The 20120-nt window shown below is 68.3% G+C and carries 17 protein-coding genes and 1 pseudogene; 9 read left to right on the plus strand and 9 right to left on the minus strand.

Annotation, left to right across the window (positions count from 1 at the left end):
- Nucleotides 1-422: 422 nt before the first annotated feature.
- Complete coding sequence (locus VGL30_RS05305; RefSeq protein ID WP_331537538.1) at nt 423-1322, minus strand: LysR family transcriptional regulator; 900 nt, start codon at nt 1320-1322, stop codon at nt 423-425.
- A gap of 231 nt (nt 1323-1553) precedes the next feature.
- Nucleotides 1554-2075 (minus strand): nuclear transport factor 2 family protein, encoded by a 522-nt coding sequence (locus VGL30_RS05310; RefSeq protein WP_331537540.1) that lies wholly within the window; start codon nt 2073-2075, stop codon nt 1554-1556.
- Nucleotides 2076-2693: 618 nt separating this feature from the next.
- Between VGL30_RS05310 and VGL30_RS05315 the strand changes: the two genes are divergently transcribed.
- The 5 genes from VGL30_RS05315 to VGL30_RS05335 all read left to right on the plus strand — a co-directional run bounded on the left by VGL30_RS05315 (nt 2694) and on the right by VGL30_RS05335 (nt 10123).
- Nucleotides 2694-4775 (plus strand): TonB-dependent receptor, encoded by a 2082-nt coding sequence (locus VGL30_RS05315; RefSeq protein WP_331537542.1) that lies wholly within the window; start codon nt 2694-2696, stop codon nt 4773-4775.
- 99 nt (nt 4776-4874) lie between these two features.
- Nucleotides 4875-6218: an MFS transporter gene (locus VGL30_RS05320; RefSeq protein ID WP_331537544.1), complete on the plus strand. Its 1344-nt coding sequence runs from the start codon at nt 4875-4877 to the stop codon at nt 6216-6218.
- Nucleotides 6219-6416: 198 nt separating this feature from the next.
- On the plus strand, nt 6417-7565 hold the full coding sequence (locus VGL30_RS05325; protein WP_331537546.1) for a Gfo/Idh/MocA family oxidoreductase: 1149 nt from the start codon (nt 6417-6419) through the stop codon (nt 7563-7565).
- Between the two features lie 142 nt (nt 7566-7707).
- Nucleotides 7708-8925: a CoA transferase gene (locus tag VGL30_RS05330; protein WP_331537548.1), complete on the plus strand. Its 1218-nt coding sequence runs from the start codon at nt 7708-7710 to the stop codon at nt 8923-8925.
- A 199-nt stretch (nt 8926-9124) separates the two neighbouring features.
- On the plus strand, nt 9125-10123 hold the full coding sequence (locus VGL30_RS05335) for a GlxA family transcriptional regulator (RefSeq protein WP_331537550.1): 999 nt from the start codon (nt 9125-9127) through the stop codon (nt 10121-10123).
- 14 nt (nt 10124-10137) lie between these two features.
- Here the strand turns inward: VGL30_RS05335 and VGL30_RS05340 are convergent, their stop codons facing one another.
- From VGL30_RS05340 to VGL30_RS05365, 6 genes are all read right to left on the minus strand, one after another.
- Nucleotides 10138-10902 (minus strand): SDR family NAD(P)-dependent oxidoreductase, encoded by a 765-nt coding sequence (locus VGL30_RS05340; RefSeq protein ID WP_331537552.1) that lies wholly within the window; start codon nt 10900-10902, stop codon nt 10138-10140.
- 1 nt (nt 10903) lies between these two features.
- The gene (locus tag VGL30_RS05345) at nt 10904-12085 is read right to left on the minus strand and encodes a thiolase family protein (RefSeq protein WP_331537555.1); all 1182 of its coding nucleotides are present in this window, start codon (nt 12083-12085) and stop codon (nt 10904-10906) included.
- A gap of 270 nt (nt 12086-12355) precedes the next feature.
- Nucleotides 12356-13696, minus strand: coding sequence for a cytochrome c (locus VGL30_RS05350; RefSeq protein ID WP_331537557.1), 1341 nt, complete (start codon nt 13694-13696; stop codon nt 12356-12358).
- Nucleotides 13693-15888 (minus strand): xanthine dehydrogenase family protein molybdopterin-binding subunit, encoded by a 2196-nt coding sequence (locus VGL30_RS05355; protein WP_331537559.1) that lies wholly within the window; start codon nt 15886-15888, stop codon nt 13693-13695. The genes VGL30_RS05350 and VGL30_RS05355 overlap by 4 nt, the downstream gene beginning before the upstream one ends.
- Nucleotides 15869-16324 carry a (2Fe-2S)-binding protein gene (locus tag VGL30_RS05360; protein ID WP_349257087.1) on the minus strand — a complete coding sequence of 152 codons (456 nt, stop codon included), beginning with the start codon at nt 16322-16324 and terminating at the stop codon, nt 15869-15871. The genes VGL30_RS05355 and VGL30_RS05360 overlap by 20 nt, the downstream gene beginning before the upstream one ends.
- Nucleotides 16325-16619: 295 nt before the next feature.
- The gene (locus VGL30_RS05365; protein ID WP_331537561.1) at nt 16620-17027 is read right to left on the minus strand and encodes a helix-turn-helix domain-containing protein; all 408 of its coding nucleotides are present in this window, start codon (nt 17025-17027) and stop codon (nt 16620-16622) included.
- Nucleotides 17028-17111: 84 nt separating this feature from the next.
- On the opposite strand from VGL30_RS05365, the gene VGL30_RS05370 reads away from it, so the two are divergent.
- From VGL30_RS05370 to VGL30_RS05380, 3 genes are all read left to right on the plus strand, one after another.
- Complete coding sequence (locus VGL30_RS05370) at nt 17112-17705, plus strand: NADPH-dependent FMN reductase (RefSeq protein WP_331537563.1); 594 nt, start codon at nt 17112-17114, stop codon at nt 17703-17705.
- An 83-nt stretch (nt 17706-17788) separates the two neighbouring features.
- Nucleotides 17789-18652, plus strand: a complete 864-nt coding sequence (locus tag VGL30_RS05375) for a pirin family protein (RefSeq protein WP_331537565.1) — start codon at nt 17789-17791, stop codon at nt 18650-18652.
- 152 nt (nt 18653-18804) lie between these two features.
- Nucleotides 18805-19251, plus strand: coding sequence for a MaoC family dehydratase (locus VGL30_RS05380; protein ID WP_331537568.1), 447 nt, complete (start codon nt 18805-18807; stop codon nt 19249-19251).
- A gap of 283 nt (nt 19252-19534) precedes the next feature.
- Here the strand turns inward: VGL30_RS05380 and VGL30_RS05385 are convergent, their stop codons facing one another.
- Nucleotides 19535-19831 carry a hypothetical protein gene (locus VGL30_RS05385; protein ID WP_331537571.1) on the minus strand — a complete coding sequence of 99 codons (297 nt, stop codon included), beginning with the start codon at nt 19829-19831 and terminating at the stop codon, nt 19535-19537.
- Nucleotides 19832-19857: 26 nt separating this feature from the next.
- Here VGL30_RS05385 and VGL30_RS05390 point away from each other — a divergent pair.
- A pseudogene (locus VGL30_RS05390) lies at nt 19858-20120 on the plus strand (TonB-dependent receptor); the annotation flags it as partial.

A 20120-nucleotide genomic window follows, 5' to 3' on the forward strand; every position in this document is an offset into this window, starting at 1 on the left:
CTCGTATTGCCGTGCGGCGCCTCGCCGTTGCTGTCGGCGCCCTTTTCAGTGACCATATCCATCGTCTAACTCCCTGGACCTCTGCGCCGGACGCCCGGCCAGTCTGCTTCCTGGCGATCGCGGGGCGCGATCAGTGATCCCCTTGAACTTAGGCCATCCAAATCGCTCCCGAAACTAGTATCAACCGAGGGTCTGTGCAACTTCACTCATAAGCCGCGTCGTCCGTCTGACATCCTGTCCGGCAGGTTCATAACCTTCCTTGCGCCCCGTCTTCGCAAGGCCGCGGCTCGGCCTGGATCGGCGGGAACCGCGTCGGCTGGTCGGCGGGAATGGGAAAACCCTCCGGCAGCTGATCCTCCGGATACAGATGCTTGCAGCATAGGGGGAAAGCGCTTCGAGCGGCGGCCCGCAGAGGGCGGAGGCTAGGCATGCCCCGCGTCGGACAGTTTTTCGGCGATGGAAGCCAGATGCGGCAGCGTCAGCGCGTCATTGTCCCGCCGCCACACCAGAGAGAGATTGAGCGGCGACGATAAGTCCTCGACCTTGCGGAATATGACCATGTCGCCAGGCCATTGGCGCGTCACGGCGTCGATGACGAAGCAGATCCCGAAGCCGGCGGCGACGAGATTGATCATCATGATCTCGTTATAGGCCTCCTGGACAATGTCGGGGACCAGCCCGCCGGCCAGGCATGTGGCCAACATGCTGTCGTTGATGACCGGCGAGGTGTTGGCCGGCCACCAGATGAACGGTTCGTCCTTCAGATCCTTCAATCGAATCGTGCCGCGGTTCACCAGCTTGCTGTCGCGCGGAAGCGCGACAAGCCAATTGGCCTTCTGCAGGAGCACGGCGCTGAGTTCCGGCGACGTGCCGGAGACGTAGATAAATCCGGCGTCGACACCGCCCGAGACGATCGCTTCCAACAGGCGTCCCGAGGGCATGGGGACGAGATGCACGGCCACATAGGGAAAGGCGGCCCGGTAGGCCAGCAGGGTTTCGGACACCAGGACGTTGCGAGACGAATTGGTTTCGATTCCGATGCGTAACTCGCCCGCGGCCCCCTTGGCGGCCTGATCGACGCGGAGCTTCGCAGTGTCGACCGCCTCGAGCACCGCCCGGGCGTCTTCCAGGAAGATCCTGCCGATTTCGGAAAGATGCACCCGGCGCCCGGTGCGGATGAACAGCTGAACGCCGAGCTGCTTCTCAAGCCCGTGGATCTGATGCGACAGAGCGGATTGCACGACGTTCAGGCGCTCGGACGCCCGGCTCAGGTTCTCGGTCTCGGCGGCGGCGACGAAATACCGAAGGGTGCGGATGTCCACGGCGGCTCCCTGCGACGCACCATGTTCAACGGGCGATCTGCAGAAGGCCCGCAGCCGGGCGCTCCCGGTCGCACCCCCGAACACGCCGGGTGGTCAGTTTGGGGTCCGGCGGCGGCGACGGCAAGCGGGTCCTGCAAGGCCGACGCCGGTGTCGGACCCTGGACGGAAGCGGTGCAGCGGCCCGTGGGGGGCGCCTGCGATCGCCGCGACGCCGGGGCGGCGCGCAGGTCTTCAGAGCGCCTTCAACGCCGGCCACTGATACGACGGGTCGGTGAGGCCTTGCTGTCCCTTCCATGACGGCTCCGGTCCCGGCGGCGGCGCTTGCTCCGGCGGCAGCGGAATTTCACGGCGGAGATCCAGAAGGACCTTGCGGTTCAAGATGCGCCACTCGCCCTCGCGCTCTTCGAACTGGTCGACGTAGCGCCCCGAGCTGATGGACAGGATCTCTCCCCCTGGCGCGCGCCGGTGGCTCCGGGCCTGGAAATAGGTTTCGACGACGGCGCGTCGTCCTTCCAGGGCGAAGAGGGACTGGCCCAGGGAATGCGATGTGGCGATGTCGTTCGAAAGGAGTTCCAGGACCCAGTCTATGAACTCCGGCGCCGCGCCGGCGAACGCCACGTGGTCGTCATATCCGTCCGGCCAGTAAGCGCTTTCGAGCAGCGCGCGGTCGATGCGGTCGACGCCGCGGCAATATCGCGCCAATGCCTGCTGGATGGCGAATTGACTGGAAATCCGGCGCAGCTCTTCGTTCATGATCTCGCTTTCCTGCATCCTGGCTGCGCCCCCACCGGGCATGACTTCAGTCCAATTTAAAAACAGCAGGGCGTCGCCGCCGCATACGATCTTGACGCCATGTCATCACGCCATCCTCGATCAGTCTTAATGAATGATCAACCTATTCGACGCAAAGTTGTATGGTTGTGCGCTAGGATTACCCGAATTTTCCAGGCCCGCGTTTCGGGACAGAGGGGCGCCCAGCGCCCATTTGCACCCAAACACCTACCCGCGGCCGGGCCTTTAGCTGCTACCATATGGTACTCCGCTCGTAACGCGGAAGTCGTCATCTTGCGCGCGGGGAGGATTGTTGCCCGGCCGCCATCGCGACCAGTCGTCGGATGGCGCCGCGCCGTCGTCACCGCATACAACAACGATCGAGAGCCGCTCCTAAGGCGCGGCTGATCGGCAAACGCCGACAAAAAGGACACCGGGGAATTACGAATGACCAGCCTGACACGAGAGACGAAACTGCGGACCCTGCTACTCGCGGCCACATCGTTGGTGGCGATCGCGGGCGGCGCGCAGGCTCAGTCCACCGCGCCGGCGGCTGCAGGAAGCCGGGCCGAAGCCGCACCTGCGGTTGAGGAAGTGGTCGTGACCGCGCAACGCCGCGCAGAGCGGCTCGAGGACGTGCCGATCGCGATCTCGGCGGCTTCGGCCCAGACGCTGGAGCGGGCGGGCATCACCAAGATGGAGGACATCGCGCGCATCGCGCCGGGCGTCCAGATCTCCCGCTTCGGCGTCTATGTGCAACCCGCCATCCGCGGCGTCAGCACCGGCCTGGTGGGCGCTTCGGCGGAAAACAACGTCGCCGTGTACGTCGACGGGTTCTACCGGCCGTTCCAGCGCAGCCTGAACCTCGAACTGACCAACATCTCGCAGATCGAAATCCTGAAGGGCCCGCAGGGCACCCTGTTCGGCCGCAACGCCACCGGCGGCGCCTTGCTGATCGAGACGATCCAGCCCTCGCTGACCGGGATGAGCGGTCGTCTCAGCGCCGGCTATGGGAGCTTCAGCGACGTGCGCGTCCAGGGCTATGTGAACATACCGATCAACGACAAAGCGGCGTTCAACATCGCCGCCTACTCCCGCACCAGCGACGGGTACATCACCAACTACGACGGCACGAACATTGCGCCGGTCAAGAACTATGCGATCAACGCGAAGCTGCTGGTGCGCCCGACCGACAATCTCAGCATCACCCTGGCCTATGACGACGTCTATTCCTCCAACGGCGTCGGCCTGGCCTACACCGCCGACGGGCGGGTGGCCGCCAAGGCGGCCTTCCCCAGCGCCATCATCGAGACCCGCGACGACCGGTCGTCGATGAACCAGTCGCCGAAGAACCCGACCCGGCTGGTCGGCGGCGGGGCGAAGATCGCCTACGACCTCGGCCCGGCGATGCTGACGTCCTTTACGCGCTACGAGCGCGAGCACGACCGGACCGACTACGACCCGGACCTGACCGACGCCCTGTACTACACCTCGCGCAACCTGGAGATGGACAAGGCGTTTTCCCAGGAACTGAACCTGACCTCCACCAGCCCCGGCGCGCTGCAATACGTGCTCGGCCTGTTCTACTACAAAGCCAGTGCGAACAGCATCAACCGTCAAATCCGGGCCTTTCCGTCGACGGTGTTCGTCCCGCAACAGGATGCGCTCTCCGACACCAAGGCTTACGCCGGCTATGCGGACGCCACGTGGCAGTTCGCCGACAACTTCTTCCTCACCGGCGGCCTGCGGTACAGCCAGGAGACCCGGGGCCTGGTGGTCCGCAACCCCAACGGCACGCTGGCGACCGACAGCGTCGCCAAAAGCCACAGCGTGACCCCTCGCGCCGTGCTGCGCTACAACCTGCAGCCTGGGGCCAACGTCTACGCATCCTACAGCAAGGGCTTCAAGAGCGGCGTGATCAACCTCGGCGCGCCCTTCAATGCGGTCAGGCCTGAAAAGCTGGACGCCTTCGAGGTCGGCTACAAGTACGCGGGCGGCCGCTTCCGCTTCGACGCCTCGGCCTATCACTACTCCTACAAAGACCTGCAGGTCGGCGCCGTGCAGGTCATCAACAACATCCAGACGGCGATTACCACCAACGCCGCCACCGCCAAGATCTACGGCGTGGAGGCGCAGGCCAGCGCGTCGGTCACCGACAACCTGAACGTCCGCGCCTCGGTCGCCTACAACCACGCCCGCTACAAGGACTTCCACGGCGCGCCGGCCAACCTGCCCAACGCAGTCACCGGCCTGAACGCGGCCACCTGCCCGAACGCGGCGCCGCCGCCGGCCACGGTCCCCTGCACGCAAGACCTCAGCGGCCAGCAGATGCCGCGCGCGCCGGACTGGACCGCAAACCTGGGCGGGGACTACACGGCGCCGCTTTCCGGCGGCGCGGCCCTGATCTTCAGCGGCAACCTGGCCTATTCCAGCGCCTACTCGCCGCAACAGAGCGACCGGGGGCTGAACGGGGCGCGCTACCGGTTCCGCCAGGGGGCCTTCACCCTGCTGAACCTGTCGGCGGCCTGGCGGGCGCCGGACGAAAAGCTGACCTTCACGGTCTATTCCAACAACGTCACCAACGCGCGCTACTACATCGTGCGCACCGGCAACGCCTTCGGCGACTACCACGTCTACGGCGAGCCGCGGACCTGGGGGGTGCGCGCCGACTATCGTTTCTGACCCTTCGGCGCTATCCCGCCGTCCTGCCGACCCCGGCAGGACGGCGGGCTGAGACCTGGCGGCGGGTTCACGTCATTTTCCCTGAGGCGAGGCATCCCTTTGCGAGACCTGAGGAGCGTAGCGGCCGACGACGACCGGATCAGCGTGCGGGCGTGGCTGACGCTCGTCATCCTCGGGTCGATGTTGGTGCTTTCCTACCTCGACAGGGGCATCCTATCGCTGCTGGTCGAGCCGATCCGCAAAGACCTCCATATCACCGACGTCGACATCAGCCTGCTGCAGGGGCTGGCGTTCGGGGTCTTCTACGCCTTGTTCGCGTTCCCGCTGGGTTGGCTGGCCGACCGCTATTCCCGCCGGGGGGTCATCTTCTTCTGCATAACCGGATGGTCGCTGGCCACGACCGCCTGCGGCTTGGCGGGCAGTTTCTGGCAACTGGCGGCGGCGCGGCTTTGCGTCGGCATCGGCGAGGGCGGCCTCTCGCCGGCCGCCTACCGCATCATCGGTGATCTGTTCCCGCCGCGCAGGCTCGGCATGGCCTTGGGAATCTTCAGCGCCGGGGCGTCCCTGGGTTTGCCCGTCGCGATCATTCTGGGGGGCGCGATCGTCACCTGGGCCGCCTCCCAAGGGAGCATGAGCTTGCCGTTGTTCGGCGACGTGCAGCCCTGGCAGCTGGTGTTTCTCGTGCTTGGGCCGCCCGGGCTGCTGATTGCGCCGCTGATATTCATCGCCCCGCGCGGCGCCCGGGTTCAGAAACAGCCTTCCGAGCCGGCGGCGGTCAAGGCGCCGCAAGGAAAACCTGCGGACGGATACGGCGCGTTTCTTCGTTCGCGGATGAAATACCTTACGCTCCACTTCTCCGGCTACAGCATGATCGCCATGATCGCCTATGGCGCCGGGGCATGGGCGCCGACCTATTTTCAACGCCGGTTCGGCCTGAGCATGGTTGAAATCGGCTTGTTCCTGGGGGTGATCAACGCGGGGTGCGGCATGATCGGCCATGCCGGCTGGGGATGGGTCGTCGACCGATGGTTCAGCCGCGGGGTGAAGGACGCCCACATCCGGCTCTACGCCATCACGTTCCCCCTCATCGGCGTCGGCGCCGTGGTCGCTTACGGCTTGGCGGACAGTCCGCTTATGGCGTTCGCGGCGCTGCCGATCGTGCATCTGCTGATGCCGTTCACCGCTCCCGCGGTCGGGCATCTCCAGTTGGCGACGCCCGTCGAGTATCGCGGCCGCACCACCGCCCTGTTCACCATGGTCTTCAATATCGTCGGCGCGGCGCTCGGACCGTTGATCGTGGCCATCCTGACGGAGCATGTGTTCCGGGATCCGGCCAAGGTCGGCCTTTCAATCGCGACGATGGCCGCCGCCGCCGCGGCTCTCGGCACGATCATCTTCGTCTTTTGCCTGAAGCCCGCGCGCAACGCGATCTCGGCAGCCTGAGGCCGCAAGGGGAAGTGATCTTCGGACTGTTGTTGCGACAAGCAACCTTCTACGTCATATGAAGTGTGTTGCAGCCGTAATAAAGTAGTGATCGGAAAAAACTAACTTCCTGAGGTCATAGTTTTTGTCATAGATGTTGTTCTATGAGATGAGCGTGATCCGGGAGCAGCGTTTGCCAAAGAGCAAAAGGGAGGTGTCATGACGAAGAAATTGCGGGTGGGCCTGATTGGCGCCAATCCGGGCGGAGCGGTCGCGGCCACGACCAAGGGAGTGGCCCCGTACACCTCCTCGGGCGAGAGCTGGGGGGCGATCTCCCACGTCCCGGCGCTGCGCAGCCTGCCCGGCTATGAGATCGCCGCGGTCTGCACCTCCCGGCCGGAGACGGCAGCGGCTGCGGCGACGGCGTTCGGCGTGTCGCGCAGCTTCCATGACTTTCGGCAGATGGCGCAGGACCCCGACGTCGACATCGTCGCCGTATCGGTCCGGGTGCCGTTCCACCATCCGATGGTGATGGCCGCCCTCGATGCCGGAAAGCACGTCTTCTGCGAGCCGCCGTTCGCGCTCAACCTGGCCGACGCCGAGGAGATGGCCGCGGCGGCGAAGAAGCAGGGGGTGTGCGCGCTGCTGGGGCTGCAGTTCCGCGTCGATCCCGCGATGCTGCATCTGCAGGAACTGCTCGCGGAGGGCTACCTCGGCGAGGTCAGGACCGTGCATATGACGATGTACAGTCCGGGGGCCATCGACGAACGGCCCGCCGACCGGATGTGGCACGGCGACCGGAAGAACGGCGCCGGGGTGACGATCATCCGGGCCAATCACACCCTGGACGGATTGTGTTTCGCCCTCGGGGACTTCACCGAGGTTGCGGCGAGGGTCGAGACCCGCCTGAAGCGGTGGCGGAACACCGATACGGGCGAATGGCATGATGTGGACGCGCCGGATCACATCATGGTCAACGGCGTGCTGGAGGGCGGGGCGCTGGTCTCGGCGCTGGTGGCGCACGTGCCGCACAATTCGCCTGGATACCGGATGGAGATCTACGGCAGCCGCGGCACGCTTGTCCTCTCCTCGACGATCTCGCCGCAGTGGGTGCCCTGCGTGGTGATGGGCTCGCGCGACGGCGCGCCGCTGGAGGAGCTGCCCACGCCGCAGCGGTTCAGGGAGGCGCCGCCCGAGACGCCGGACGGGCCGCCGCTGAACGTCGCCCACCTTTACCAGCGCCTGGAACAGGCCATCCGCACCGGCGCGCCGGTCGATCCGGGCTTCGAGGTGGGCGTCGCGCGTCACAGGTTGTTGGACGCGCTCCAGAGGTCGTCGGACGAGGGCCGGACGATCCGCCTGGAATAGGCCGCGCATTCCGCCATTCGAAACGGGAAAGCGGGATCACACTCGGAAACGGTCGACTTGGGCGAACGCCGGGGGCATCTGCTGTTCTGAAGACCTCGCTTTCCGACGCCTTCCGGCGCGATACAACCTGTGGGGACGACCGATGGCCTATGATCTTCTGGACGGTGTAAAGGTCGTCGAGCTCTCGATGTACGCCTTCGCGCCGGCGGCGGCGGCGGTGCTGGCGGACTGGGGGGCGGACGTCGTCAAGATCGTGCCGCCCGCGACGGCCGATCCCATGAAGGGCGCCAACGTGATCGCCGGTCTGCCGGCCAAGGATGTCGGCGTCGCCTTCATGTGGGAGCAGATGAACCGCGGCAAACGCTGCATCGGCCTGGACGTCTCCGTCGACGACGGCCACGCCGTCCTGATGAACCTGCTGCGCGGGGCCGACGTGTTCATCACCAACCTGCTGCCCGGCGCGCGCCGGCGCTTCCGGGTGGATGTGGAGGATGTGCACGCGGTCAATCCCAACCTGGTCTACGCCCGCGCCAGCGGCCACGGCGACCAGGGGCCGGAGCGGGAGTCCGGCGGCTTCGACCACACCGACTTCTGGGCCCGCACCGGTATCGCCCACGGCGCCAGCCAGGCGGTCGGCGAATTCGTCCCGCAGGCGGGCCCGGCGCTCGGGGACCTGTCGTCGGGCGCCTTCCTGGCGGGGGGGATTGCCGCGGCCCTGGTCCGCCGCCAGCGCACCGGCCGCGGGGCGGTGGTGGACGTTTCGCTGCTGTCGTCGGGCATCTGGGCCTTCGCCCCGGCGGTGATCGCCAGCCAACTCTACGACATCGACACCATTCCGCGCCGAGGCCACCTGGACCAGCCGAACCCGCTGGTGACCGCCTACACCACCCGCGACGGCCGGCAGATCTACATGTCGGGGATCCGGACGGACAAGCACTTCGAGTCCTTCGCCGAGATCGTCGGACGCAAGGACCTGCTTGACGATCCCCGCTTCGCCAACGGTCCGGCGCGAGCGGCCAACGCGCGCGCCTGCATCGGCGTTCTGGACCAGGTGTTCGCCGAGCGCGACCTGGCCGACTGGGTCGAGCGGCTGAAGCACTCGTCCACCCCCTGGGCCGTGGTGCAGACCGCCGCCGAGGCGGCCCGGGATCCGCAGACAACCGCCAACGGCTATGTCATCGCCGTCCACGGCGAGGCGGGCGACTACCCGGTGGTAGCCAGCCCGGCCCAGTTCGACGGTGTCCGCCCGACGGCCGAGCGCGCCCCCGACCACGGCGAGCACACCGAGACCGTGCTGATGGATCTGGGCCTCGAGTGGGACGCCATCGAGCGGCTCAAGAGCCAGGGCGTCATCAACTGACCGCCGGCTGAGGTGCTTCCCCGGCACGCCCCGCGCGGCCGGCGGGGAACCGGCGCCGAGGCCCGGCCTGATCGTAGGCGCCGCGATATGATTGCGCCGGCCCCGGCCTGTCTTATGTTGCAGGCCTTCGGCGAGCGGTTCAAACCGATCGTGATGGCGGGCTGGGTGTCGGCTACGCGACAGAGGGCGCAAGGCGGCCATGCGACGCATTGGGTTCATCGTGTTTCCGGGCTTTCAGGTGATGAGCCTCGCCGCCGCCTCCGTGTTCGAGTTTGCGCATATCGCGGCGGGCGGGACCGTCTACGATATGCGGCTTCTGTCCGAGACGGGCGGACCCATCCGTTCGTCGATCGGCATGAGCGTGGAGACCGAGCCGTTCGACGACACCGCCTACGACACCTTGGTCGTCGGCGGCGGCGCCGAGGTCGAACCGACGACGCCCGGCCTGGTCCGCTTCGTGCAGCAGGCCGTCGGGCGATCCCGCCGGGTCGCGGCGACCTGCACCGGCGCCTTCATCCTGGCCGACGCGGGTCTTCTCGACGGGCGCCGGGCCACGACGCACTGGGCCCACGCGCGCGATCTACGGGCGCGGTTCCCCAAGGTGAAGGTGGACGAGGACCGGATCTTCATCCGGGACGGCGCGATCTGGACCTCGGCCGGGATGACGGCGGGCGTCGATCTGGCGCTGGCGATGGTCGAGCAGGACCTGGGGGCCGAACTCGCCCGATCCGTGGCGAAGAAGCTGGTGGTCTACCACCGGCGGGCGGGCGGCCAGTCGCAGTTCTCGGCCCTGCTTGAGCTCGCGCCCAAGTCCGATCGCATCCAGGACGCGCTCGCCTATGCCAGGAGCAATCTGCACGAGCTGTTGTCGGTGGCGCAGCTGGCCGATGCGGCCCGGCTCAGCCCGCGTCAGTTCAGCCGGGCCTTTCGCGCCGAGACCGGACAATCGCCGGCCAGGGCGGTCGAGAACCTGCGCGTCGAGGCGGCGCGCCTGATGATGGAGCAGAGCCGGCATCCGATCGACGCCGTGGCGCAGCAGACCGGTTTCGGCGACCGCGAGCGGATGCGACGCGCCTTTCTGCGCGCGTTCGGAGAGCCGCCGCAGACGATCCGGCGCAACGCCTACGCCGGCCGTAGCCCGGGCGCCTCCGAACCTCCCGCGGCCGAGCCGGCCCTGCTGGCGTCAGCGCCGGCATAGCGAGCCCGCCGGCGTCACCGCGGAGCCATGCGCAAGGCCCCGTCGAGCCGGATGGTCTCGCCGTTCAGCATTGGGTTCTCGATGATGTGCGCCGCCAGCATCGCGTAGTCCTCGGGCGCTCCCAAACGCGCGGGATGGGGAACCGACGCGCCGAGGCTCGCCCGCACGGCTTGCGGCACCCTCGCCAGCAACGGGGTGTCGAAGGCTCCGGGCGCGATGGTGCACACGCGAATCTGGCGCTGCGCCAGGTCCCGTGCGGCCACGAGCGTCATGCCCACCATGCCGGCCTTGGATGACGCATAGGCGATCTGCCCGATCTGGCCTTCATAAGCGGCGATCGAGGCTGTGAGTACGCAGACTCCCCTTTCGCCCGCCTTGATCTCGGCGCGGGCCATCCGCTCCGCAGCCAGCCGCAGGGTGTTGAAGGTGCCGAACAGATTGGTCCGGACGATATCCTCGAACATGGCTTGCGAGCCGGCTGCGCCTTCCTTGTCCAGGAGGCGCAACGAACCGCCCCGTCCGGCGCAATGGACGAGCGCACGGAGCGGACCGGCCTCCTCGGCGGCGTCGAGTGCGGCCCGCATCTGCGCCTCGTCGGTCACGTCGGCCGCGACGAACCGCGCGGAGGCGCCGAGCCCGCCGGCCACCGCCTCGCCATTCGAGGTCGGAAGATCGACGATCACCACCTTGGCCCCGTGTCCGACCAGCCGCTGCGCCGCGCCAAGCCCCAATCCCGACGCGCCGCCGGTCACGACCGCGCTGATCCCCTCGATCTTCACGTTACAACCTCTCGACGATGGTGGCGTTGGCCATGCCGCCCGCCTCGCACATGGCCTGAAGGCCATACCGGCCTCCGCTACGCTCCAGAGCATGGAGCATGGTGGTCATCAAGCGGACGCCCGAGGCGCCGAGCGGATGACCGAGCGCTATGGCCCCCCCGCAAGGGTTGAGCCGCTCCGGATCGACCTTCATCTCGGCCTGCCAGGCAAGCGGCACGCACGCGAAGGCCTCATTGACCTCGATGTGGTCCATGGCGTCGATCGTAAGGCCGCTCTTTTCCAGGACGCGTCGGGAGGCCGGGATCGGCGCCGTCAGCATCTCGATGGGATCCGCCCCGCAGACGAAGGACGAGACGATGCGCGCCCGGGGCCGCAGGCCGAGGCGGCCGGCCATCCGCTCCGACATGATCAGCATCGCCGCCGCCCCGTCGGTGATCTGGGATGAGTTGCCGGCCGTCACACGCCAATCGACCTCGGGGAACCTCTCGCGAAAAACTTCATCGACAAACGAGGGCCTGAGCTGGCCGAGGGCCTCGGCGGTGGTTTCGGGGCGAATGGTTTCGTCCCGGTCGACGCAGCCGGCGGGCGTCTGCACGTCGCAGGTTTCAGCGCCGAAGCGTCCCGATTCCCGGGCGGCCGCCGCCCGTCGGTGCGATGTCGCCGAATAGCGGTCGAGCTCGTCGCGGGAAAGGCCCCAGCGCGCCGCCACCAGTTCCGCGGCCAGGCCCTGCCCGATGAGGCCCGGTGCATAGCGCCGCCGGACCGCGGGGCCGAAAGGGTCGGCGCCCATGACCGCGCTTCCCATGGGCGCGCGGCTCATCGATTCCACGCCGCAGGCGACGACGATCTCGTTCATTCCCGCCATGACGCCCTGCACCGCGAACAGGATGGCCTGCTGACCGGATCCGCATTTGCGATCGACGGTGGTCGCCGGCACATGTTCCGGGAACCCGGCGGCCAGTACGGCCATCCGCCCGGGGGTGGCGGCCTGCTCCCCCGCCTGCGTCACGCACCCGGCGATGACGTCCTCGATGAGCGCGGGGTCGAGCTTGGACCGGTCCACGAGGGCGCGCAACGTCGTGGCCAGGAGGTCGACGGGGTGGACCTCCGCCAGGGCCCCGCTCTTCTTGCCGCGCCCCATCGGTGTACGGACGGCGTCAACGATCACGGCGGCGTTGGGCATCGTGCGGTCCTCGGCGAGAACGAAAGGGAGGGTTGTTCCTCGAAATCCAGGTCTTGTCCGGCGCGACGCCGCGGAGGATCGTGAGCGCCGGGCGGCTGTCCCACAGGACCCGAGCGTCCTATTGGCATGGATATCCGCGGAAAGGTACCGCCTCCGCGCGGCGCGGGCCGAACCTGGGCGGCGCGGGGCGGTCGAGTCGTCAAACCCTCCGCGGCGCGGCGGCCGCAACGCAGCCCGACCGGCGAGGCCTGCGCGGCTTCCCGCACGCCGTCATGGCTCGGCCCGCATCCTGGCGACGTCGGCGGCTCCGATGTAGGACGGCTTCGATCCGAAGCGCGCCACCACATAGTTCGCGACGGCGGCGATCTCGGTGTCGGTGTAGGATGCCGCGAAGCTCGGCATATAGGGCACATGCCCGCCGGGCCGGCCGGCGCCGGCGAGGATCATGCGCGCGACGTTGGCGGCGCTCGGATCATTCACCGATCGCACGCCCGTGAGCTGCGCCTCGGAAATCATCGCGCCCGCGCCGGTCCAGGCGTGGCAGCTCGCGCAAGCGCCCTCGAAGATCCGCTTGCCGGTCGGGTTGTTTGCGGGCCCTTTGCGCGGCGACGCGGGCGCTGGTCCGGCGGCCATGGGCAGGTTGGCGCTTCGCAGCGCCGGCACGGTGCGCAGATAGGTGGTCAGAGCCGCGATGTCGCCCGGCGTCAGGTGTCGCAGGCTGAGGTCGACCGCCTCCCTCATCGGGCCCGACGCGGCGCCCCGGCCTTCCGCGTGGCCGGAGGAAAGGTATTGGGCGACCTGCGCCGCGCTCCAGTCGCCGATGCCGGAGCTGCGGTCGCTGGTGATGTTGTAGGCGTTCCAGCCTTCCGCGACGCCGCCCGCGAACTTGCGGCGGTTGTCCAGCGCCTGCATCAGGTTTCGCGGGGTGTGGCATTCGCCGCAATGCTCTGCCGCCTCGGCCAGGTAGGCGCCGCGGTTCCACTCGGCGCTGCGTTCGGCGATCGGCCGGAACCGCCGGTCGGAATTGAACAGCGCGGCCCATATGGTCATCAGCCAGCGCTGGTTGAACGGGAACGCCAGGGCGTTGGCCGGCGCGGTGTTCCTCACCGGCTTCAGCGAGAACAGATAGGCCTTGATCGCCAGCGCGTCTGCGTCGGTCAGCAGCGTATAGGAGGGGTACGGGAAGGCGGGATAGAGCGGCTTTCCGCCGCGGCCGACGCCCTGGTGCATGGCGCGAAGGAACTCTGCATCGTTCCAGGCTCCAATCCCGGTCCCGGGATCCGGCGTGATGTTGGGCGTGTAGAGCGTGCCGAACGGCAGTTTGAACGGCCGCCCGCCGGTGAAGGGAACGCCGCCCCGGGCAGTGTGGCACGCCTCGCAATCGGCCGCCCGCGTAAGATATTCGCCGCGCGCCAGCAGCGGCGCGCCCGCCAGTTCGGGCGGCGTCCCGGTGGGCGACGCGCCGCGATAGGCGGCGAGCTCGAGGGGGGCGCCATGGGCGAAATCAATTGGGCCTGGCCCCTTCGCCATCCAGAGCACCAGCGCGAGCCCGAGGACTGCGATCGCCCCGACCGCCAGCGCGGCCCATCGCAGTCCTCGCCGCACGGTCATGTCTTTTTCCGCGCGATCAGCGAGCGATCGATCGGCATGCGGGTGAGCTGGACGCCGGTCGCCGCGAAGATCGCGTTGGCGACGGCGGGCTGCACCACCACCGTCGGCGGCTCGCCGATGCCGCCCGGCGCTTCGGCGCTGTGCAGCAGATGCACCTCTATCGTCGGCATCTCGTCGATCCGCACCACGCGGTAGTCGTGGAAGTTGCTTTGCTCGACCTTGCCGTCGGCGACGGTGATCCTGCCGTGCAGCAGCGCTCCGAGGCCGAAGACGGCGCCGCCCTGGGCCTGGGCCGCGACCGTATCGGGGCTGATGACGGTTCCGACGTCCGCCGCGATGACCAGGCGCGTCACCGCGACGTCTCCGTCATCCGCGACGGCGACGTCGGCGACCGCCGCCACGAAGCTGCCGAACCCTGCGAGGACCGCCACCCCGCGGCCGGTTCGGCCCGCGGCGGCCACGGCCGGCGCCCCCCAGCCAGCCTTCGCGGCGGCAAGCTCCAGCACCCCCAGGACGCGTGGTGTCTTGGCCAGCATGCCGCGCCGGAAGGCGACGGGATCGACACCGGTCCTGTGCGCGATCAGGTCGATGAAGCATTCACGGGAGAAGACGTTGCTGTTGGGCCCGACGCCGCGCCAGAAGCAGGTCGGGACCGCCGGCGGCTCGCTGCGGACGTATTCGGTCAGCAGGTGAGGGACGTCGTAAGGCGGCTCGAGCGCGTCGACCGCGTCGGCGTCGATCCCGTCCTTGACCGCCGGCGGCAGCCAGCGGGACAGGATGGAGGAGCCGGTCAGGCGGTGATGCCATGCGAGCAATTTGCCGTTCGCCACCCGGGCGCGCAGCCGGTCGTGATAGACCGGGCGGTAGAGGGCCTGCTGGATGTCCTCTTCGCGCGACCATACGACTTTCACCGGCCCATCGACATGCTGCGCGATGCGCGCCGCCGTGATCACGCCGTCCGCCTCCAGCCGCCGCCCGAAGCCGCCGCCGATCAGATGGTTGTTCACCACCACCTGCTCCGGCTTGAGCCCCAGCACCGCTGCAGCGCCCCCCTGCGCCTTGCCGGGAACCTGCGTGCCCACCCATATTTCGCAGCGCCCGGGGGTCGCGTGGAGCGTGCAGTTCATCGGCTCCATCGCGGCATGGGCGAGGAACGGCAGCTCGTAGGTCGCCTCGAAGACTTCGCCTTCCCGCAGTCGGCCCGCCGCGTCGCCGGTCTGCGTCACGACCACGCCCCGGCCCGTCGAATCCCGCTCCAGCGCCGACCAGATGTCGGCTTGCCGGACTTTCGCGTTGGGGCCGGGGCCCCATTCGACGACCAGCGAGTCGAGTCCCTGCTTGGCGGCCCAGTAATGATCGCCCACCACCGCGACGAGATCGTCGAGCACCACGATCTGGCGAACGCCGGGGACGCCGCGCGCCGCGCTGTCGTCCACGCGGAGTACCTTGCCGCCGAAGGTCGGGCTCGAGGCCAGCGTCGCGAACTTCATGCCCGGTCGCATCACGTCGATGCCGAACATCGCCTTGCCGCTGGCCTTGTCGGGCGCATCGAGGCGATGCAGCGAGCGGCCGATCAGCTTGAAGTCCTTCGGATCCTTGAGCGCGGGTTCGGCCGGCGGCGGTATGCCCGCGGCCCGGCCGGCCAGCGCGCCGTAGGGCGCCGATCGTCCGCTTGGATCGTGATGCACGACGCCGTCCGCGGTGCGGCAGCTCGCCGGATCGACGCCCCAGCCCCTGGCGGCGGCCGTCACCAGCATCGCCCGCGCCGAGGCGCCCGCCCTGCGCAACGGCGTATACCAGGCCCGCGTCGTGCTCGACGCTCCGGTCATCTGTATGCCGAACAGCGGGTTGCCGTATTTCTTCTGGTCGGGCGGCGCGTCCTCGACGGTGACGTTGTCCATGCCGACGTCGAGCTCTTCCGCCAGGATCGCCCCGATCGACGTACGTGTGCCCTGACCCATCTCGATGGCCGGCGTGATGATGGTGACATGGCCGTCCGTGGCGACGCGGATGAAGGCGTTGGGGACGAACGCCTGGCCGTCCTCGTCGGCGGACGCCGCCGTCGGCGCGTGCAAACCGATGCCCAGCAGCAAGCCGCCCCCCGCCGCCACGGTCACGTGCAGCATCGCCCGGCGCGACAGGTCGCCGTCGCGCGGCGCGTGATCGGCCCGGTCACGCGCTCCGGGAGGCATGCTTGATCCCTTCGCGGATCCGCACATAGGTGCCGCAACGGCAGAGGTTGCCGGCCATGGCGGCGTCGATGTCGGCGTCCTGGGGAGCCGGGTTGCTCGCCAGCAATGCCGCGGCGGACATGATCTGGCCCGGTTGGCAGTAGCCGCACTGCATCACTTCGAGCTCGAGCCAGGCGCTCTGGATCTTGCGCCCGGCCGGCGTTTCGCCGATTCCCTCGATGGTCGTCACGGCGCGCGCGCCCAGTCGGCCGACCGGCAGCTGGCACGACCGCAGCGGCGCGCCGTCGACATGCACCGTGCAAGCCCCGCACTGGGCGACGCCGCAGCCGAACTTGGTCCCCGTGAGCCCGAGCACGTCACGCAGCACCCATAACAGCGGCATGTCGGCGGGGACTTCGACTTCGCGCCTCGTGCCGTTGATCGTCAGCGCAATCACCGGAGCGTTCTCCCGGCTTGCGCACGCGGGAAGACGGAGCCCTTCGTGCGACGATGGAGGGGGCGGCGCAGCTCTCACAACCGTGGAAGGCGGCTTGGACGACTGTTCCGTCATGGACGTTCTCGTCAAGGCTCAGCACAGCGGCATTTCGTGACGCAGGCCCAAGCGCGGCGACATGAGCGCCGTGACCCGCTCCTGAGCGCGACTGTCCACAAGGAGGCTAGGACCCGCTCGCCCGACATCAAATGTCGTAGATGCCTCCTTTCGGGCCATCCACGGGCCGGGTCGACAACCTTTAGCGGGCGGCTTGCTGGGCCAGAGCCATGGCGGTGGCGTGCATGTCCGTGGCCTCGTCGAACCGCTCGCGGGCGGCGAGCACGCGCGCGCGGTTCTCCATGGCCCATTCCCCCAGCGCCCTGACGGGGACCGCCAACTCCCGCCCGAGGTCCGTCAGCTGGTACTCCACCTTCGGCGGAATGGTCGGGTGGACGGTCCGTCGGACGAAACCGTCGCGCTCCAGGCCGCGCAGCGACGTCGTCAGCATCTTCTGGGAAATCCCATGCAGGGTCCTGCGCAGCTCGCTGAACCGCCGGGTCCCGCCGCTCAGCTCCATCACCAGCATGACCGACCACTTGTCGCCGATGCGGGAGAGGATCTCGGCGACCGGGCGGCAATCGGTTCCGTGCAGGTGACCGGGTTTCATCAAAGTGCCTCCTTCACAGGGCCGACGCGGTTTCTAAGTTAGTGCAGGTCGCCTTTGTAGACCACAACGCTGAAGGAGTTCGCCATGAGCGGGCCACGCATCGGCATCGTCATTTCCACCACCCGGGAGGGCCGCTTCGGCGACAAGCCTGCGGTCTGGATTCGCGACATCGCCGCCGCCCGCGGCGACCTGGAGGTCGAGATCGTCGACCTTCGCGACTATCCGATGCCGTTCTTCGACGAACCGGTCTCGCCGGCCTATGCGCCGCCGAAGGACGAGGCCGCCCGCCGCTGGGGACAGAAGGTGGCCGAACTCGACGGCTTCATCTTCGTCACCGCCGAATACAACCGCGGCCCGCCCGCCGTGCTCAAGAACGCGCTCGACCATGCCTACAGGGAATTCAACCACAAGCCGGCCGCCTTCGTCGGCTACGGCGGGGTCGGCGGCGCCCGCGCGGTGGAGCAGTTGCGGCTGATCGCCATCGAGCTGCAGATGGCGCCGACCCGATCGGGCGTACATATCGGCGGCGCGGATTTCATCGGCATGCTGATGCAGGGCAAGACCTTCGCCGACATGCCGCACCTGGAGCCCGCCGCCGTCGCCATGCTGGACGAACTCGCCTGGTGGACCCGCGCCCTGAAGGGCGCACGTGAAGCGGCGTCGCAGAAGGCGGCGTGACGCGCCTGCGGATCGACCGCGACCGCACAGAACCTCCGATCCACATCGCCGCTGCGGCGGCCGCCCAAAAAAGGAGCTTCGACATGACCCAGGCCAGCGCGCCTTATTCGAGGGCCCCGACCCGGGAGCGCCCGCGCAGGATCGTCTACCGCACGCTTGGACGCCGCCACGGCCCGATCACCCGGCTGATGAGCCCCGGCGACCTGGGCGAGGTGCTGAAGCCGTTCGTGTTCCTCGACCTGTTCGACATGGAAGGCGCCTCGGTTCCGGCCCTCGGCCTGCATCCCCACTCGGGCATCGCCACCGTGACCCACCTCTTCGAAGGCAGCGTGCGGTACGAGGACACCACGGGCGCAACCGGCGTGTTGCCGGAAGGCGGCGTCGAATGGTTCAAGGCGGGCCACGGCGCCTGGCACGGCGGCGGAGCCGGCGACAGCGGCCGGACCCGGGGGTTCCAGCTCTGGGTGGCGCTTCCGCCGGAGCATGAACTCGGCCCGGTGGAAAGCATCTACCAGGCGCCGGAGCAGGTCGCGCGGGACGGCCCGGCCCGGGTCCTCGTCGGCGCTTACGGCGCTGCGGCAAGTTCGCTCGAAGCGCCGTCCTCGATGACCTATCTGGCCCTGCGCCTGAAGGCCGGTGAATCCTGGCGCTACCAGCCGCCCGCCGACCATACGGTCGCCTGGATGGCTTTGGGGAAGGGCCGGCTCGCGACGCCGGAGCGTGTGAGCGCCGGCGAACTCGTGGGGTTCGAGCCGGGCGAAACGGCGATCGACCTCTTCGCCGAGGCGGACACTGAGTTTGTCCTCGGCTCAGCGGTCGCCCACCCCCACGATCTCGTGCTCGGCTACTACTCCGTGCACACCAGCCCAGCCTCGCTGGCGGCGGGGGAGGGGCGGATCGGCGAGATCGGGGCGTGGTTGCGGAAGGAAGGCCGTCTGCGGGCCTGAGAGGCCGTGGCCTCGTTGTTGCCGCGACGACATCGCCAGGGCCAAGGTTCTTGTTCTCTGCGCGTCGCACGACCACATCGGCACGATGGCCAACGCGGTCGCCGGGGCGTGCAGGGCCGGACCGAACCCCCGACGGCGCCAGGAGATGCGTCATGCCCGACAGAGACCTGCACCTTGGCGACCTCAAGGTCGGCGACGCCTGGACCGGCCGACCGATCGTGATGACCGAGGCGGAGCTCTTGGATTTCGCCCGGCTCTATGATCCACAGCCGCTCCACGCCGATCCGGAGGCGGCCCGACTGAGCGCCTTCAAGGGCCTGATCGCCAGTGGCTGGCATGTGGCCGCGCTGGTCATGCGGGACCTCGTGGACGCCCGCCCGTTCGGTGCGACGCCGATCCTTGGTCTCGGCGTCGACGAACTGCGATGGCTTCACCCTGTCCGTCCCGGCGATACGCTGCACGCCCGTCGGGAGATCGTGGACATTCGGCGCTCTCGGAGCAAACCCGACCGTGGCGTCGTCAGCACGCGCGTCGAGGTCACGAACCAGGACGGCGTCAGGGTGATGACGCTGACCACGCTGACGCAGATGCCGGCCTGACCGCGGCGCGGGGTCCGGAGGCGGCCGGCGAGAGATTGGCGGACTGAAACACGCGCCGTGCGCCTGTCAGGCGCCCACGGATCGCGCTCCACCTTTTCGGGGATCGAGCGTGGCGTCTGGGGGCGACGTCAAACCGGGGCCTGGGCGCAAGAACGTCCCCGCCTCTCGCCTCAGCTCAGATCTGACGCGATCCCCCAAAAATGGCCGCAGGTGTTTCGTCAATACAACAACCGGAAGCCGACGATCACGCGCAACCCCTTACAGCGCCTGGGAAGCGTTGACTTCACGCAAAAACTACGGTCCCTTGGTTTTGCCGGCGCGTGGTGACCCCGCCGCCAGGGAACACGCCGACGTGCGCGTTCAGACTGCGTGAAAGCAGCATCGCGATGAGAGGGAGAAAAACTTGGCGCGACCTGGCGCTGGCGTCTTCGAGGGCGGAGTTCCTCGTGCCGGAATCCGGCAGGCGCCACAGGTAATCGAAATGTTCTGATCGGCGACCTTCGCGCGTCACGCCGACGCCCGAGGTCGCGGTCGCATAGACGTCGAGGGTGCATGGATTCCATGCGCCCCACAGATTCACGACAGAAAACCCAAGGGGATGAAAGCATGAGAAGCGGGATCAGCTGGGCCTTGATGGCCACCACGAGCGTCCTGGCCTTGAGCGGCGGCGGATCGGCCGCCTTCGCCCAGACGCCGGACGCCCACGCCAGCGGCTCGGGCGGCGCGGCGATCGAGGAAGTGGTCGTCACGGCCCGGCGGCGGCAGGAGTCGCTGCAGTCGGTGCCGGTGTCGGTGACGGCGCTGGGCACGCAGGAGCTGGCGCGCAAGGACATCCGCGCCGGCGCCGACCTGCAACACGCCGTGCCCTC

Source organism: Phenylobacterium sp., from assembly GCF_036502675.1.
Lineage (GTDB): Bacteria > Pseudomonadota > Alphaproteobacteria > Caulobacterales > Caulobacteraceae > Phenylobacterium.

Excerpts from the sequence above, each read along its gene's own strand:
- VGL30_RS05310 (WP_331537540.1), bottom strand. The coding sequence starts at position 2,075 with ATGAACGAAGAGCTGCGCCGGATTTCCAGTCAATTCGCCATCCAGCAG.
- VGL30_RS05325 (WP_331537546.1), top strand. The coding sequence starts at position 6,417 with ATGACGAAGAAATTGCGGGTGGGCCTGATTGGCGCCAATCCGGGCGGA.
- VGL30_RS05330 (WP_331537548.1), top strand. The coding sequence starts at position 7,708 with ATGGCCTATGATCTTCTGGACGGTGTAAAGGTCGTCGAGCTCTCGATG.
- VGL30_RS05335 (WP_331537550.1), top strand. The coding sequence starts at position 9,125 with ATGCGACGCATTGGGTTCATCGTGTTTCCGGGCTTTCAGGTGATGAGC.
- VGL30_RS05345 (WP_331537555.1), bottom strand. The coding sequence starts at position 12,085 with ATGCCCAACGCCGCCGTGATCGTTGACGCCGTCCGTACACCGATGGGG.
- VGL30_RS05350 (WP_331537557.1), bottom strand. The coding sequence starts at position 13,696 with ATGACCGTGCGGCGAGGACTGCGATGGGCCGCGCTGGCGGTCGGGGCG.
- VGL30_RS05355 (WP_331537559.1), bottom strand. The coding sequence starts at position 15,888 with ATGCCTCCCGGAGCGCGTGACCGGGCCGATCACGCGCCGCGCGACGGC.
- VGL30_RS05365 (WP_331537561.1), bottom strand. The coding sequence starts at position 17,027 with ATGAAACCCGGTCACCTGCACGGAACCGATTGCCGCCCGGTCGCCGAG.
- VGL30_RS05370 (WP_331537563.1), top strand. The coding sequence starts at position 17,112 with ATGAGCGGGCCACGCATCGGCATCGTCATTTCCACCACCCGGGAGGGC.
- VGL30_RS05375 (WP_331537565.1), top strand. The coding sequence starts at position 17,789 with ATGACCCAGGCCAGCGCGCCTTATTCGAGGGCCCCGACCCGGGAGCGC.
- VGL30_RS05380 (WP_331537568.1), top strand. The coding sequence starts at position 18,805 with ATGCCCGACAGAGACCTGCACCTTGGCGACCTCAAGGTCGGCGACGCC.